Below are 15322 nucleotides of genomic sequence, written 5' to 3' on the forward strand. Positions count from 1 at the left end.
GGCTCAGCGTTCCGGTAACGGCGTTTGCGGGCAAACGTCGGGTCGTAAAAAAGCGGGACGAAGCCGATTAAAAAATCGGTCTCATCCCGCTTGTTGTTCTTTTCCATGATGCAGCCATCATGTGTGTTCAAACTGCTGCTGGGGCTTTTTATCAGCCACCCGGCCAAAATTTTTGCAATGTTACAGGATTTCGGCCCCAGCGGCTAGCCCCCGTTACCTAGGTTTCACTGGCTCGGGCCTTATTGGCCGAGACCCAGCACATCCTGCATGTCGTAACGGCCGCTCTCTTGGTCCGCGACCCAGCGGGCCGCCCGCACCGCGCCCTTGGCAAAGGTCATGCGGCTTGACGCCTTATGGGTGATTTCGATGCGCTCGCCTTCGGTGGCGAACATGACCGTATGCTCGCCGACGATATCGCCCGCGCGCACGGTGGCAAAACCGATCTCTTTATCCGTGCGCGGCCCGCACTGACCCACACGCTCAAACACACCGTGCTCTTTTAAGTTGCGCCCCAAGCTCTCGGCCACCACTTCGCCCATCTTGAGCGCCGTACCCGAGGGCGCATCGACCTTGTGGCGGTGGTGCGACTCGATCACTTCGATATCGTAGCCTTCATCGCCCAGCGCTTTGGCGGCGGTCTCTAAGAGCTTCAGCGTCAGGTTAACCCCGACGCTCATATTGGGGGCAAACACCATCGGCACGCGGTCGCGAAAACCATCGAGTTCGGCGATTTCGGCGTCGCTCATGCCGGTGGTGCCAATCACGATGCGCTTACCGTGCTCGGCACAAAACGCCAGGTTCGCAAGCGTGACCTTCGGCGCGGTGAAGTCAATCAGCACCTCCACGTCGTCGCCCAGCGCCTCCAGCGAATCCACCGCCACAACGCCTTTTTTCCCCACGCCCGCCAACTCACCAATATCCGCCCCGGCAAGCGAACTCCCCGGCTCCACAACGCCCCCGGCCAAGGTGGCGCCGGCGTCCTGCTCCACGGCGTTAACCAGCGTACGGCCCATGCGGCCAGCCACGCCTACTATGGCAATTCGAGTCATGCGAGCTCCTGCGTGTTGGGTTTAGCGTCGGATGAAAAATTATACCAGAAACACAATACCCCGATGGCATCCACCACCGGGGTATTTTGCGATGTGTCGCTACCTGCTAGGCGACACTACGGCTTCATATCTTCAAAGAACTTCTTCACGCTGTCGAAAAAGCCGGTTTTCTTGGGTGAGTGGCTGTGACTGTTGCTGCCGTCGAAGCTCTCTTGTAGCTGACGCAGCAGGTCTTTCTGCTCGTCGTTGAGGTTGACGGGCGTTTCCACCACCACCTTGCACAAAAGATCCCCCGGCGCGCCGCCGCGGACCGGTTTGACGCCCTTGCCCTTGAGGCGAAACATCTTGCCGGTTTGCGTCTCGGGGGGAATCTTCAACTTCACGCGGCCATCGAGCGTGGGCACTTCCAGCTCGCCGCCGAGTGCGGCATCGACGAAGTTGATCGGCACGTCGCACTGTAAGTGCTTGCCGTCACGCTGGAAGATATGGTGCGGCTTGATCGCCACCTGCACGTAGAGATCGCCGGGCGGGCCACCGTTAATGCCGGCCTCGCCCTCGCCGTTCAAGCGAATGCGATCCCCGGTATCGACCCCCGCGGGAATCTTGACCGACAGGGTGCGCGTCTCGCGCACGCGCCCTTCGCCGTTACACTTATGGCACGGCACTTTGATGTGCTGGCCAGAGCCGTGGCAGGTCGGGCAGGTTTGCTGCACGGCGAAAAAGCCCTGCTGCATGCGCACTTGGCCGTGGCCGGCGCAGGTGGGGCAGGTCTCTTTGCTTGAGCCCGGCTCGGCGCCGTCTCCGTCGCAGCGGTCGCAGTTGATGTGGCGCGGCACGCGGATATCCACGGTGGTACCGGACACCGCGTTCTCAAGATCGAGCTCAAGGTTGTAGCGCAGATCACTGCCGCGCGCGGGGGCATTGGGGCCACGACGGCGCCCGCCACCGCCACCAAAGATATCGCCGAACACGTCGCCGAAGATATCGCTGAAATCGCCGGCGCCACCGCCGCCGAAACCACCGCCACCAAAGCCGCCGCCCTGGCCGTCAACGCCAGCATGACCAAACTGGTCGTAGGCAGCGCGCTTTTCACTATCGGTTAAGACTTCATACGCCTCTGACACTTCGCGGAATTTCTCAGCGGCGGTGTCGTCGTCCGGGTTTCGATCGGGGTGATACTTCTGCGCCAGGCGGCGGTAGGCCTTTTTGATCTCTTTCTGATCAGCCCCTTTATCGACCCCCAGGACTTCGTAATAATCGCGTTTGGACATGGGTCCCACGCCTCCTGGTTATACGCTTTCAATGACGCCTTTAGCGGCCGGAAACAGCAACGCGGGAGTTGCCTCCCGCGTCACCACTTTCCTTGGCAGAAAGAGGTTGGTTACTGCTTTTTCTTGTCGTCGTTGACTTCTTCGTACTCGGCGTCAACCACGTCATCTTCCGGCTTGGTGCCCGCTTGCTCGCCGCCTTCACCGCCGGCTTGCTCGCCTTCGGCCTGTTCAGCGTACATCTTCTGTGCCAGCTGACCTGAAGCTTCGGTCAAGGCGTCCAGCTTCTTCTGGATGTCGTCTTGATCATCGCCTTTCGTCGCTTCTTCAAGCTCGGTGATGGCGGTTTCGATGTTCTGTTTCTCTTCATCGGTGGCCTTGTCACCGGCTTCTTCCAGCGTCTTGCGGGTAGCGTGGATCATGCCATCCGCTTGGTTGCGCAGCGCCACCAGTTCCTCGAACTTCTTGTCTTCGTCGGCGTGCGCTTCGGCGTCGCGCACCATCTGCTCGATTTCGTCATCGGTCAAGCCGCTGGAGGCCTTGATCACAATCGACTGCTCTTTACCGGTAGCCTTGTCTTTCGCGGAAACGTTCAAGATACCGTTGGCATCGAGGTCGAACGCCACTTCGATCTGCGGCACACCGCGCGGCGCCGGCGGAATGTCGGCGAGGTCGAAGCGACCCAACGACTTGTTCTGCGAGACTTGCTTACGCTCACCCTGGACCACGTGAATCGTCACGGCGGTCTGGTTGTCATCCGCGGTGGAGAAGGTTTGCGTCTTCTTCGTCGGGATGGTGGTGTTCTTCTCGATCAGCGGCGTCATCACGCCACCCATGGTTTCGATACCCAGGGTCAGCGGTGTGACGTCGAGCAGCAGCACGTCTTTAACATCGCCGCCGAGCACGCCGCCCTGAATCGCGGCACCGACCGCCACGGCTTCATCGGGGTTGACGTCCTTGCGCGCATCCTTGCCGAAGAAGTCAGCGACTTTCTTCTGTACCTGCGGCATGCGGGTCTGGCCGCCGACCAGGATCACTTCATCCACTTCAGAAGCGGAGAGGCCTGCGTCTTTCAGGGCCACCTTGCACGGCTCCAGCGAGCGCTGAACCAGTTCTTCCACCAGCGACTCGAGCTTGGCGCGGGTCACTTTGACGTTCAAGTGTTTCGGCCCGGTGTTGTCCGCCGTGATGTACGGCAGGTTCACATCGGTCTGCTGGGCGCTGGAAAGCTCGATCTTGGCCTTTTCAGCGGCTTCCTTCAGACGCTGCATGGCGAGGTTGTCGCCAGAGAGGTCAATACCGCTGTCGGACTTGAACTGATCGACCAAGTAGTTGATCAGCGCCAGGTCGAAGTCTTCGCCGCCGAGGAAGGTGTCGCCGTTGGTGGCCAGCACCTCAAACTGCGTTTCACCGTCAACGTCGGCCACTTCGATGATGGAGATATCGAAGGTACCGCCACCCAGGTCATAAACCGCGATGGTCTTATCGCCGCGCGACTTATCCATGCCGTAAGCCAGCGCCGCCGCCGTGGGCTCGTTGATGATGCGCTTCACTTCCAAGCCCGCGATACGGCCGGCGTCTTTGGTCGCCTGACGCTGGCTGTCGTTGAAGTAGGCCGGCACGGTGATAACCGCTTCGGTCACTTCTTCGCCAAGATAGTCCTCGGCGGTTTTCTTCATTTTCTTCAGCACTTCCGCGCTGACCTGCGGCGGTGCCATTTTCTTGCCTTTCACCTCCACCCAGGCGTCGCCATTGTCGGCTTCGGTGATTTTGTACGGCACCATTTTGATGTCTTTCTGTACGACGTCGTCTTTGAAGCGACGACCGATCAGACGCTTGATGGCGTACAGGGTGTTTTCCGGGTTGGTCACGGCTTGGCGTTTCGCCGCCTGACCTACCAGCGTCTCACCGTCATCGGTGTAGGCGATGATAGACGGCGTGGTGCGGCCGCCTTCGGCGTTTTCGATGACCTTAGCACTGTCACCGTCGAGTACGGCGACACAAGAGTTTGTGGTGCCCAGGTCAATACCAATAATGCGTCCCATAGTAGAAACCTCAAATTCGTTAATGAAGGAACGTAAAAAAACGTTATATCTTTTGCGTTAGCGGCGTTTACCGCGTGGTTGACCCCTTATTTGGGGGTGGCTTGCGGCATTTCAAGGGCTTTTTTCTGCCTATTCACCCGCTTTTTGACTGACCACCACCATCGCGGGGCGTACCAAGCGGCCGTTGAGCAGGTAGCCTTTTTGCATCACTTCCATCACCGTGTTGGGCTCCATCTCGGGGTTGGGCACCATCGTCAACGCCTCATGCACCTGCGGGTCGAAGGGCTCGCCATGAGGCTCTATCGGCTCGACGCCGAATTTGCCGAGCACATCGAGCTGCATTTTCAGCGTCATGGAAACGCCTTCGCGGTGCGCTTCGGAGGCTTCGCCCTCCATCGATTCCAGCGCTTTCTCCAAGCTATCCACCACCGGCAAAAGCTCTTTGACGAACTTCTCCAGGGCGAACTTGCGCGCTTTTTCCGCTTCCTGCTCCGCGCGGCGACGCACGTTTTGCGCTTCGGCCGCTTCGCGTAGGGCTTGGTCTTTCGCCTCGGCCAAGCTCTGCTTGAGTTCCTCAACCTCCGCTGCCAAGACTTCCGCTTCGGGGTTATCCGTCGAGGTGGCAACGGTGTCTCCCTCGTCTTCGATCAGGCCTTCAAGCTCCCCCTCTTCGAGGCGCTCTTGCGCCTTTTGCTCGGGCGTTTCCGCTTCCTGCTCTTGCTCTTCGCGGGCGAGCTCTTCATCTAGCGGGGTTTGCGGTTCTTTAGCCATGCGTCACTCCTAATAGGCAAACAGTGGTCATTTTAGGTTTGCAGGGGTATATGGGGGCCAAGCGTTTCAACTCAAGAGGTCGATGCGTTTCTCTATTGAAGTGCCCTAGCAGCTACTGTATAAATTATCCACTGTATAAAATCTCAAACCACCCTGCCCGGCGCCAGGAGGAACCCATGCTGACCCAGTTAGCGATTCAGGATTTCGCCATCGTTGACCACTTAGAACTCGACCTTACCGGCGGCATGACGGCCATCACCGGTGAAACCGGCGCCGGCAAATCGATTCTGCTCGGCGCCCTGGGGCTGTGCCTCGGCGAGCGCGCCGATGCCGGCAGCGTGCGCCACGGCTGCGAGCGCACCGACCTATCAGCACGCTTTGATATCCATCATTTGCCGGCAGCGAAAGCCTGGCTGAGCGAGCGCGAACTGCCCAGCGATGAGTGCTTGCTACGCCGGGTGGTCACGGCCAACGGGCGCTCTAAAGCGTGGATCAACGGCCAGCCCGCCACCGTCAGCGACCTGAAAGCACTGGGCGAGCACTTGATTCAGATTCACGGCCAGCACGCTCACCAAGCCCTGATGCGCGACGAGACGCACCTTGCGCTCCTCGATGACTACGCGGGGCTTAATCGTCGCACACATCAACTCGCGGAAACCTTTCGCGCCTGGCAAGCCGCTCGCCGGCGGTTAAAAAAACTCAGCGAAGCGGGCAGTGAAATCGAGGCCAAACGCCAGCTACTGCGCTATCAGGTCGAAGAGCTCGACCAGCTCGCCCTGGGTTCAGATGAACTCCCCACACTTGAGGAGGAGCAGCTACAGCTCGCCCACGCCGAGGAGATCTTGCGCGAAACCCAGTTTGCCGCCGACTGCTGCGCCAGCGACGAAGGCGGTGCGCTGTCGCTGCTGCACCGCGCCCACCAGCATTTGAGCGCGCTGCCCGGCAGCGATAAAGGGGCGCTTGCCAACACGCTTGCCATGTTGAATGAGGCGCAAATTCAGCTTGAGGAAGCCGCCAGCGAACTCGCGCGGCTATCCGGCCATACCGAACTCGACCCGGAGCGCTTGGCCTGGGTAGAGGATCGTCTGGGCGACATCCACCGCTTGGCGCGCAAGCATCACGTCGCGCCCGAGGAACTCTACAGCCAGCACCAGGCGCTGACCCGGGAGCTCGCCCAGCTCGGCGCCAGCGACAGCGATCTGGACGCGCTAAGCGAAGAGGTGGAGGCGCTGCGCGAGCGCTACCGCGGCGAGGCCAAAGCCTTAAGCGACGCACGGCAAAAAGCCGCGGCCCGGTTGGGCAAAGAGGTGCAGCAGCAGCTGGCGTTTTTGGCCATGGATAAGGCGCGCTTTGAGGTGGCGCTGGAGAGCCGCGACACCCCGGCGCCCGACGGCTTAGACCGCGTTCAATTTATGATCAGCGCCAACCCCGGCCAACCCGCGCGCCCCTTGGCCAAAGTTGCCTCGGGGGGCGAGCTTTCGCGCATCAGTCTGGCGATCCAGGTGGTGGCCGCGAGCCACTCGACCATTCCCAGCCTGGTGTTCGACGAAGTGGACGTGGGGGTTTCGGGGGCCACGGCGGAAATCGTCGGCAAGCTTTTGCGCAAGCTCGGCGACAGCGGCCAGGTCATGACCGTGACCCACCTGCCGCAAGTCGCCGCGCAGGCTCACCAGCACCTGCATATCGAAAAGCGCGCCAAGCGCAACACCACGCTGACCCATATGGCCCTGCTCGACGAAGGCGGCCGGGTCAGCGAGCTCGCGCGCATGCTTGGCGGGGTGAACCTCTCGGATCAAACGCTCGCCCACGCCCGCGAGATGCTCCACGCCAGTCAGCGCCCGCCGCATTAATCGCCAGCAAAACCTGCATAACCAAAACGCCCGCGCCGTTTTCACGGCGCGGGCGTTTTGATTCATAGCGCAGCCCAAGGCAGCGCGAGCGCTCAGGCGTTACAGCGACAACACCTTATCGCCGCGGGCGATGCCCGAGACGCCGGTGCGCGCCACTTCAAGAATACCCAGCGGCGCCATCGCGCTCAAGAACGCATCAAGCTTGGTCGCATCGCCGGTAATCTGCACGGTGTAGAGGCTCGGCGTGACGTCGACCACTTGCGCGCGGAAGATATCCGCCGTGCGCTTAACCTCGTCGCGCGCCGCTCCCAGTGCTTTCACCTTCACCAGCATCAGCTCGCGCTCAATGTGGTTGCCTTCGGTGAGATCCACCAGCTTGACCACGTCGATCAGCTTGTTGAGGTGCTTGGTGATCTGTTCTATCACGCGATCATCGCCCACCGTGGTCACGGTCAGCCGCGACAGCGACGGGTCTTCCGTGGGTGCCACGTTCAGCGTTTCGATGTTGTAATTACGCTGCGAAAACAGACCGACCACACGCGACAGAGCACCCGGTTCGTTTTCCATCAGAATCGAGATGATATGACGCATTAGGTACGCTCCGTTTTAGACAGCAGCATGTCACGCATGGAGCCTAACGGCACCTGCATCGGGTAGACGTGTTCGAAGGGGTCGACCTTCACATCGAGGAACACAAGCTCATGCTTGTCAGCAAAAGCGCGCTCCAAGGCCGGCTCTAGCTCGTCGATGGTGTTGACCGTGATGGCGGTAAAGCCGTACGCCTCAATCAGCATATGGAAATCGGGCAGCGACTCCATGTACGAGTGGGCGTGGCGGGATTTGTAGTTCAAATCCTGCCACTGGCGCACCATCCCTAGCGAGGCGTTATTCAGATTGACGATTTTCACCCCCACGCCGTACTGCTTACAGGTGGAGAGCTCCTGCATCATCATCTGGAAGCTGCCTTCGCCGGTGACACATACCACGTCGGCATCGGGGTAGTTCTGCTTGATGCCCATCGCCGCGGGGAAGCCAAAGCCCATGGTACCCAAGCCCCCGGAGGTAATCAGGCGATTGGGCTTATCGAACTTGTAGTACTGCGCGGCGAACATCTGGTGCTGGCCGACGTCGGTGGTGACGTACGCCTCGCCCCGGGTCACGCGGCACAGCGCCTCGACCACTTCCTGCGGCTTTAACACCTCACCCGGTTTAGAGGGCTCGTAAAGTTTGCCTTCGCGAGACTCGCGCCAGCCGTCGATCTGCTGCCACCAGGCGGTCAAGGCGTCGGGGTTGGCGATCTCTTTACCCTGCACCAGGCTGATCATCTCGTTGATCACGCTCGATGCCGGCCCCACGATCGGCACATCGGCGCGCACGGTTTTGGACACCGAACTCGGGTCCACGTCGACGTGGATGATCTTGGCCGTAGGGCAGAATTTCGAGGTGTTGTTGGTCACGCGATCGTCAAAACGCGCGCCGATGGCGATGATCAAGTCGGCGTGGTGCATCGCCATGTTCGACTCATAGGAGCCGTGCATGCCGAGCCACCCCAAGCACTGGCGATCGCTTTGCGGATAAGCGCCAATGCCCATCAGCGTGGTGGTGATGGGAAAGCCAAGCTTTTTGACCAGGTCGGTCAACCCTTCGCTTGCCTTGCCGGTCACCACGCCGCCACCGGTGTAAAACACCGGGCGCTTGGCCTTGAGCATCATCTCCACGGCTTTTTTGATCTGACCGGTATGCCCACGGGTGACCGGGTTGTACGAACGCATCTTGACCTTTTTCGGGTAGACGTATTCGTAGCGTTCGGTGGGGGCGGTCATATCCTTGGGAATATCGACCACGACCGGGCCGGGGCGGCCAGTCGAAGCGAGATAGAACGCCTTTTTCAGCACTTCCGGAATTTCGGAGGGGTGGCGAATCGCGAAGCTGTGCTTCACGATCGGGCGCGTCACGCCTACGATATCGGTCTCTTGGAAGGCATCATCGCCGATCAGGTGGCTCATCACCTGACCGCACAGCACCACCATCGGGATCGAGTCCATATAGGCGGTGGCGATACCGGTGACGGCATTGGTGGCGCCGGGGCCGGAGGTGACCAGCACGCAGCCGGGCTTGCCCGAGGCGCGCGCGTAGCCATCCGCTGCATGAGTGGCCGCCTGTTCGTGGCGCACCAAGATGTGTTTGACTTTGTCTTGGCGGAACAGCGCATCGTAAATATGCAGCGCGGCTCCACCGGGATACCCATAAATGTACTCAACGCCCTCATCTTGCAAGAAGCGGGCGATCATATCTGCGCCGGAAAGCAGTTCCACAGTGTCTCTCCCCTGGAGGTCTCGAGTGCCATACACAGGCCGGATGCCTGTTTTAGTCGAGTGCGGCGGTATGCCGCTGCCGGTTACGCCGGCACCTGATGCCAAACCCTGGCATTAGACCCGGTTAGGGCCTGCACTCTCTCACGGCGGATCGCCGCGTCGGGGCGTTGGCCAGGTCGGGCGGTTAGCCCAAGCCCGGAAGTCCTTCGGCGGGTAGAGGCGTTCGCCTACCCTTCGCGCGGGGATAGGGGGTTGCCCGTGGGTTCCGCGCCCGCAAATCAGGAAGGGGTAAGATTCCATTAGCGCCCTTGGCCTGTCAACCTCTCGCCGCCGTTCGAGACGAAATGACGGCGCAAAAACGCCCCACCGTGCTCGGTGAGGCGTCAAGGGGCGCGTAACGCTCGCGGCGATTAAACGCTAAACACCAGTTTGCCCTCTTCCGCGCTGACGCGAATAACGCTGCCGGGCGCGTACTTGCCGGCGAGCAACTCTTGGGCCAGCGGGTTCTCGATGCGGCTCTGGATCGCCCGTTTGAGCGGCCGCGCGCCAAAGACCGGGTCGAAGCCCACCACGGCGAGCTGCGCCATGGCGTCGTCGCTCACCTCAAGGCCCAGGTCGTGCTCGGCCAAGCGCGCTTTCAAGCGCTCTAGCTGAATGCCGGCGATGGCTTGGATCTGCTCTTGCCCCAGCGCGTGGAACACCACCACTTCATCGATACGGTTAATTAGCTCTGGGCGGAAGTGGTTGCCCACGACTTCTATGACCGCGTTTTTCATGCCCTCATAGTCGCTCTCCTCACCGCCCATGCGCTGAATGATGTCCGAGCCCATGTTCGAGGTCATCACAATCACGGTGTTACGGAAGTCCACCGTGCGGCCCTGACCATCGGTCAAGCGGCCATCCTCAAGCACCTGCAACAGGATATTGAACACATCGGCGTGGGCCTTCTCCACCTCGTCGAGCAGCAGCACCGAGTAGGGCTTGCGACGCACCGCCTCGGTCAAATAGCCGCCCTCTTCATAGCCGACATAGCCGGGAGGCGCGCCGATCAGCCGCGCCACGGAGTGCTTCTCCATGAATTCCGACATGTCGATGCGCACCATCGCCTCTTCGGTGTCGAACAAAAAGTTCGCCAGCGATTTGCACAGCTCGGTCTTGCCCACCCCGGTCGGGCCGAGGAACAGGAAGGAGCCGTTGGGGCGATTGGGGTCGGCAAGCCCGGCGCGGGAGCGGCGCACGGCGTTGGCCACCGCGGTGACCGCTTCGTCCTGACCGATCACCCGCTCGTGCAGCGCCTCCTCCATGCGCAAAAGCTTATCGCGCTCGCCCTCAAGCATCTTGGAGACGGGAATGCCAGTCCAGCGCGACACCACCTCGGCGATCTCCTCTTCCGTGACGTTCGAGCGCAGTAGGGTGTGCTTGGCGGTATCGGTGTCGGCCTCGTGCTCATTGCTCTCGGCGATCTTGCGCTCAAGCTCGGGAATCACCCCGTACTGCAGCTCCGACATGCGGCCGAGATCGCCCTGGCGGCGGGCCTGCTCAAGATCAACGCGGGCCCGGTCGAGCTCGTCCTTGAACTGGGCCGCACCCTGGATGCTGGCCTTCTCGGCCTTCCAGATCTCGTCAAGATCCGCGTACTCGCGCTCCAGGTCATTGATCTGCGCCTCAAGCGTCTCAAGGCGCTTTTTGGCGGCCTCGTCGGTCTCTTTCTTTAAGTGCTCGCGCTCCATCTTGAGCTGGATCAAGCGCCGCTCAAGACGGTCCATCTCCTCGGGCTTGGAGTCGAGCTCCATGCGGATGCGCGAGGAGGCCTCGTCGATCAGGTCGATGGCCTTGTCGGGCAGCTGACGGTCGGTGATGTAGCGAGTGGAGAGCTTCGCCGCGGCGATAATGGCACCATCGGTGATATCCACGCCGTGGTGTACCTCGTAGCGCTCCTTCAAGCCGCGCAGGATGGCCACCGTATCCTCCTCGGAGGGCTCATCCACCTGCACTTTCTGGAAGCGGCGCTCAAGCGCGGCGTCCTTCTCGATGTACTTGCGGTACTCATCCAGGGTGGTGGCACCGACGCAGTGCAGCTCGCCGCGGGCAAGTGCCGGCTTCAACATGTTGCCCGCGTCCATGGCGCCCTCGGCCTTGCCGGCGCCGACCATGGTGTGCAGCTCATCGATAAACAGGATCACCCGGCCCTCCTCCTGGGCCAGCTCCTTGAGCACCGCCTTCAGGCGCTCCTCAAACTCGCCGCGAAACTTGGCCCCGGCCAGCAGCGCGCCCATGTCGAGCGACAGCACGCGCTTGTTCTTGAGCCCTTCCGGCACTTCGCCATCGACGATGCGCTGGGCGAGCCCCTCGACGATGGCGGTCTTGCCCACGCCGGGCTCACCGATCAGCACCGGGTTGTTCTTTGTCCGGCGCTGCAGCACCTGAATAGCCCGGCGGATCTCGTCGTCGCGCCCGATCACCGGGTCGATCTTGCCGCTGGCGGCGCGCTCGTTGAGATCCAGGGTGTACTTATCCAGGGCCTCGCGCTGCTCTTCGGCGTTGGGGTCGTCCACGCTGGCCCCGCCGCGCACGCTGACGATGGCGTCATCCAGCGCCTTGCGCGTCACCCCGGCCTGCTTGAGCAGTTTGGTCACCGCGTGGCCCGCCTCCAGGGCAGCCAGGAGCACAAGCTCGCTGGCGATGTACTGATCGCCGCGGCTTTGGGCCTCGCGGTCGGTGAGGTTGAAAAGCTTGATCAGATCCCGCGAGGGCTGCACCTCGCCGGTAAACTCGGAGACCTTGGGCAAATCTTCCACGTGGGCCACCAGGCCATCGCGCAGCTTGGCGGGGTCACCGCCGGCCTTCTGTAAAAGTGCCTTGATGCCGGTGTCACGGGCATCGAGCAGCGCCAGCAGCAGGTGGCCGGGCTCAAGCTGATTGTGGCCGTGACCCACCGCCAGGGACTGGGCATCGGCCACGGCATTTTGCAACTTGGCGGTAAATTTATCGAATCGCATAAAACTCTCCTTTTGGGCTGACGGCGCGTTCGGACGCGCCGTTTGGCCCTGTCTCTTGCATCAAATATGGTGCTTGACAGAGAAGATGGTACCGGTTCCATCCACTTTCAAGAGGAGACGTTAAAGAAGGGTGGGCTATCGGCATTAGCGACTCAACGGCACGACACACGATCATCCTGAGCCTATCGAAGGATTCAGAGTGTTGCGCCAATGCTGGCATGCCCTTCGACAAGCTCAGGACGAACGGAAGCCGCGAGAGGCTATTTAAGCCAGATCACACTCGCCATGCGCCCGGTGCGGCCATTATCGCGGCGGTAGGAGTAAAAGCGCGGCTCGCAGGCGGTGCAAAAGTGGCCGCCGCTGACATGGTGAATGCCCAGCGCTTCCAGGCGCAGCCGCGCCAACCGGTAGAGGTCGGCCATCTGATGGCCTAACCGATAAGGGCTGTGGTCGAACGCCTCTTTCGCCTCGGGGTTCATGGCGACAAACGCATCGTACACCTCGGCGCCCACTTCAAACTGCGCGTTGGAGATCGCCGGGCCTAGCCATACCAGCACATCGTCCGGGGGGGTATTGAGCGCCGCGACCGTGGCCTCCAGCACCCCACCCGCCAACCCCCGCCAGCCGGCGTGGGCTACCGCCACTCGGGTGCCGGCACGGTCGCAAAACAGCACCGGCAGGCAGTCGGCCGTCAGTACCACACAGGCGTAGTCACGGCTATCCGCTAGCGCGGCGTCGGCCTCGGGCGGTGTTTTCTGGTAGCGCTGCTGCACGCGAGCACCATGGGTCTGGTTGAGCCATAGCAGAGGGCGTTCGTCGCTTAACTCCTTGTGCAGCTGGCGTCGGCACAAATCGACGTGATCGGGGTTATCGCCCACGTGGTGCGCCGGGTTAAAGGCCGCAAAAGCGCCCTGGCTGGGGCCGGTTTCCCGCGTGGTGACGAAAGCGCCCACGTTGGCCGGAGCGGGCCAGTCAGGCGTGATCAGCGTGGGTCGAAGGTCAATAGCGTCGCTCATAGCAACTCCTTCAGGCGCCTTAGCGCATGGTGGCGTGGTCTTCGCGCAGGTAATCCAGCAGCATCAAGAGATCATCCGGCAGCGGCGCGCGAAACGTCAGGGTTTGCTCGGTTTGCGGATGAATAAAGGAGAGCTTGCGCGCGTGCAGCGCCTGACGCGGGAACTCACGCAGTATCTCTTTTAGCGGCTCGGCCGCCCCGGGCGGCAGTTTCGGCCGCCCACCATAGAGCGGATCGCCAATCAGCGGATAGCGCGCATGCGCCATGTGGACGCGAATCTGGTGAGTGCGGCCGGTTTCCAACTGACAGCGCACGTGGGTGTGGGCGCGAAAACGCTCCACCACGCGAAAATGCGTTACCGCGGGTTTGCCCGAGGCATTCACGGCCTGGCGCTTGCGATCCTTGGGGTGGCGGCCAATCGGCGCATCCACCGTGCCACCCGCCACCGGCGTACCTATCACCACGGCATCATACTGGCGCGACACCGTGCGCGCCTGCAGCTGTTCAACCAGCGCCGTCTGCGCCGGTAGCGTTTTGGCTACCATCATCAGGCCCGTGGTGTCTTTGTCCAAACGGTGGACAATCCCCGCCCGAGGCAGCTGCGCCAGGGCCGGATGGTGGTGCAACAGCGCGTTAAGCAGCGTGCCATCGGGATTGCCCGCGGCAGGGTGAACGACCATGCCGGCGGGCTTGTTGACCACCATGACGGCGTCATCCTCAAACACCACGTCAAGCGGGATCGCCTGCGCTTCAAAGCGCTCCTCTTCTTCAAGCGTGGCGCGAAGGGCCAGCGTCTCGTCGCCGTGGAGCTTGGTTTTAGGTTTCACCCGGGCGCCGTCGACGGTGAGTTCGCCAGCGTTGATCCATGCTTTCAAACGCTCTCGCGAATAGTCGCTGAACAACTCAGCCGCCGCTTGATCTAGGCGGGCACCGGCAAGCACGGCCGGTACCCGCTGCGTGGCTTCAACAGTGCGGGGCATAAAGGTTCCTTTCACATTCTCAGTTTTCGTCGCAGCTTTGGCCCCGCCAGTGTTTAACAACGAGCGCTTTACGCCTGCGTTTTGCGCTGAGGTGATTTATAGTGGGCCAACGACGACTCATTCTAACATGGCCGCTATCGCTTTTCGGCGATTGGCTGGATTGTCACGAGGATCACCATGCGCGTTTTTTCTGCTGCGACCCGTTTTGGCGCACTTGCCTTAAGTTTGGCCCTATTGGCCGGCTGCGCCAGCAACGGTTCAACCGACTCCGCTGATGATAGCGAATACGCCGGTATCGAAGAAAGGGAGCTGTATGAAAGCGCCCGCGCTGCGCTGGACAGCAACCTTTACACGACCGCCATCGAGCGCCTGGAAGCGCTAGATACCCGCTTCCCCTTCGGCCCTCACGCCGAACAAGCCCAGTTGGAGCTGATTTACGCCTACTACGAAAACGACGAGTGGGAAGAGGCCCGCGCCGCGGCCAGCCGTTTTATTCGCCTACACCCGGACCACCCGCAGGTTGATTACGCCTACTATCTGCGCGGCCTCGCCGCTTGGCAAGCAGGGCGCTTTAGCCTTGAACGGCTGCGCTTGATCGATATCTCCAAGCGCGATTTGGGCGCGACCCGCGACGCTTACAACGACTTCCGTGAACTCATCCAGCGCTACCCTAATAGCGAATACGCCGCCGATGCCCAGCAGCGGATTATCTACTTACGTGAGATTCTCGCCCGCCACGAGCTTCACGTCGCCGATTACTACCTGCGCCGCGGCGCTTTTGTTGCCGCCGTGGAGCGCGGGCGCTGGGTGATCGAGAACTACCCGGAATCCAACGCCACTCACGATGCCCTTGCCACCATGGTGGAGGGCTATATGGGCCTAGGCATGGAGGACCGCGTGCAGGAAGTGCTTGCGGTATTGCGCGAAAACGCGCCCAACCACGAGCAGTTAAGTGGCCGCGAGTTTCAGCCTAAATACCTTTAAACAACCCTACATCCCTGTACAACCCTATTGCTGTACAACCAAGGCC

At 61.3% G+C, this 15322-nt stretch carries 11 protein-coding genes; 2 read left to right on the plus strand and 9 right to left on the minus strand.

What is annotated here, in order from left to right; genetic code table 11:
* Positions 1 to 239: 239 nt before the first annotated feature.
* The 4 genes from dapB to grpE form a co-directional block, all read right to left on the minus strand.
* Positions 240 to 1049 (minus strand): 4-hydroxy-tetrahydrodipicolinate reductase, encoded by an 810-nt coding sequence (gene dapB / locus BQ9846_RS04990; protein ID WP_075879546.1) that lies wholly within the window; start codon positions 1047 to 1049, stop codon positions 240 to 242.
* A 116-nt stretch (positions 1050 to 1165) separates the two neighbouring features.
* On the minus strand, positions 1166 to 2320 hold the full coding sequence (dnaJ, locus tag BQ9846_RS04995) for a molecular chaperone DnaJ (RefSeq protein WP_075879547.1): 1155 nt from the start codon (positions 2318 to 2320) through the stop codon (positions 1166 to 1168).
* A gap of 110 nt (positions 2321 to 2430) precedes the next feature.
* Positions 2431 to 4362 (minus strand): molecular chaperone DnaK, encoded by a 1932-nt coding sequence (gene dnaK / locus BQ9846_RS05000; protein ID WP_075879548.1) that lies wholly within the window; start codon positions 4360 to 4362, stop codon positions 2431 to 2433.
* A gap of 129 nt (positions 4363 to 4491) precedes the next feature.
* Positions 4492 to 5133 carry a nucleotide exchange factor GrpE gene (gene grpE, locus BQ9846_RS05005; RefSeq protein WP_075879549.1) on the minus strand — a complete coding sequence of 214 codons (642 nt, stop codon included), beginning with the start codon at positions 5131 to 5133 and terminating at the stop codon, positions 4492 to 4494.
* A gap of 176 nt (positions 5134 to 5309) precedes the next feature.
* On the opposite strand from grpE, the gene recN reads away from it, so the two are divergent.
* Positions 5310 to 6983 (plus strand): DNA repair protein RecN, encoded by a 1674-nt coding sequence (recN, locus tag BQ9846_RS05010; protein WP_075879550.1) that lies wholly within the window; start codon positions 5310 to 5312, stop codon positions 6981 to 6983.
* A gap of 99 nt (positions 6984 to 7082) precedes the next feature.
* On the opposite strand, the gene ilvN is transcribed toward recN, so the two are convergent.
* From ilvN to rluD, 5 genes are all read right to left on the minus strand, one after another.
* Complete coding sequence (gene ilvN / locus BQ9846_RS05015; protein ID WP_075879551.1) at positions 7083 to 7574, minus strand: acetolactate synthase small subunit; 492 nt, start codon at positions 7572 to 7574, stop codon at positions 7083 to 7085.
* Positions 7574 to 9298, minus strand: coding sequence for an acetolactate synthase 3 large subunit (locus tag BQ9846_RS05020; RefSeq protein WP_075879552.1), 1725 nt, complete (start codon positions 9296 to 9298; stop codon positions 7574 to 7576). Before BQ9846_RS05020 ends, ilvN begins: the two co-directional genes overlap by 1 nt.
* 410 nt (positions 9299 to 9708) lie before the next feature.
* On the minus strand, positions 9709 to 12297 hold the full coding sequence (gene clpB / locus BQ9846_RS05025; protein WP_075879553.1) for an ATP-dependent chaperone ClpB: 2589 nt from the start codon (positions 12295 to 12297) through the stop codon (positions 9709 to 9711).
* Between the two features lie 260 nt (positions 12298 to 12557).
* The gene (pgeF, locus tag BQ9846_RS05030) at positions 12558 to 13313 is read right to left on the minus strand and encodes a peptidoglycan editing factor PgeF (protein WP_075879554.1); all 756 of its coding nucleotides are present in this window, start codon (positions 13311 to 13313) and stop codon (positions 12558 to 12560) included.
* A 19-nt stretch (positions 13314 to 13332) separates the two neighbouring features.
* Positions 13333 to 14292 (minus strand): 23S rRNA pseudouridine(1911/1915/1917) synthase RluD, encoded by a 960-nt coding sequence (gene rluD, locus BQ9846_RS05035; protein ID WP_075879555.1) that lies wholly within the window; start codon positions 14290 to 14292, stop codon positions 13333 to 13335.
* 177 nt (positions 14293 to 14469) lie between these two features.
* Here rluD and BQ9846_RS05040 point away from each other — a divergent pair, with 177 nt between their 5' ends.
* Positions 14470 to 15276: an outer membrane protein assembly factor BamD gene (locus BQ9846_RS05040; RefSeq protein WP_075879556.1), complete on the plus strand. Its 807-nt coding sequence runs from the start codon at positions 14470 to 14472 to the stop codon at positions 15274 to 15276.
* The last annotated feature ends 46 nt before the right edge of the window (positions 15277 to 15322 follow it).

This window comes from Vreelandella massiliensis (assembly GCF_900155385.1).
In the GTDB taxonomy this organism is placed as follows: domain Bacteria; phylum Pseudomonadota; class Gammaproteobacteria; order Pseudomonadales; family Halomonadaceae; genus Vreelandella; species Vreelandella massiliensis.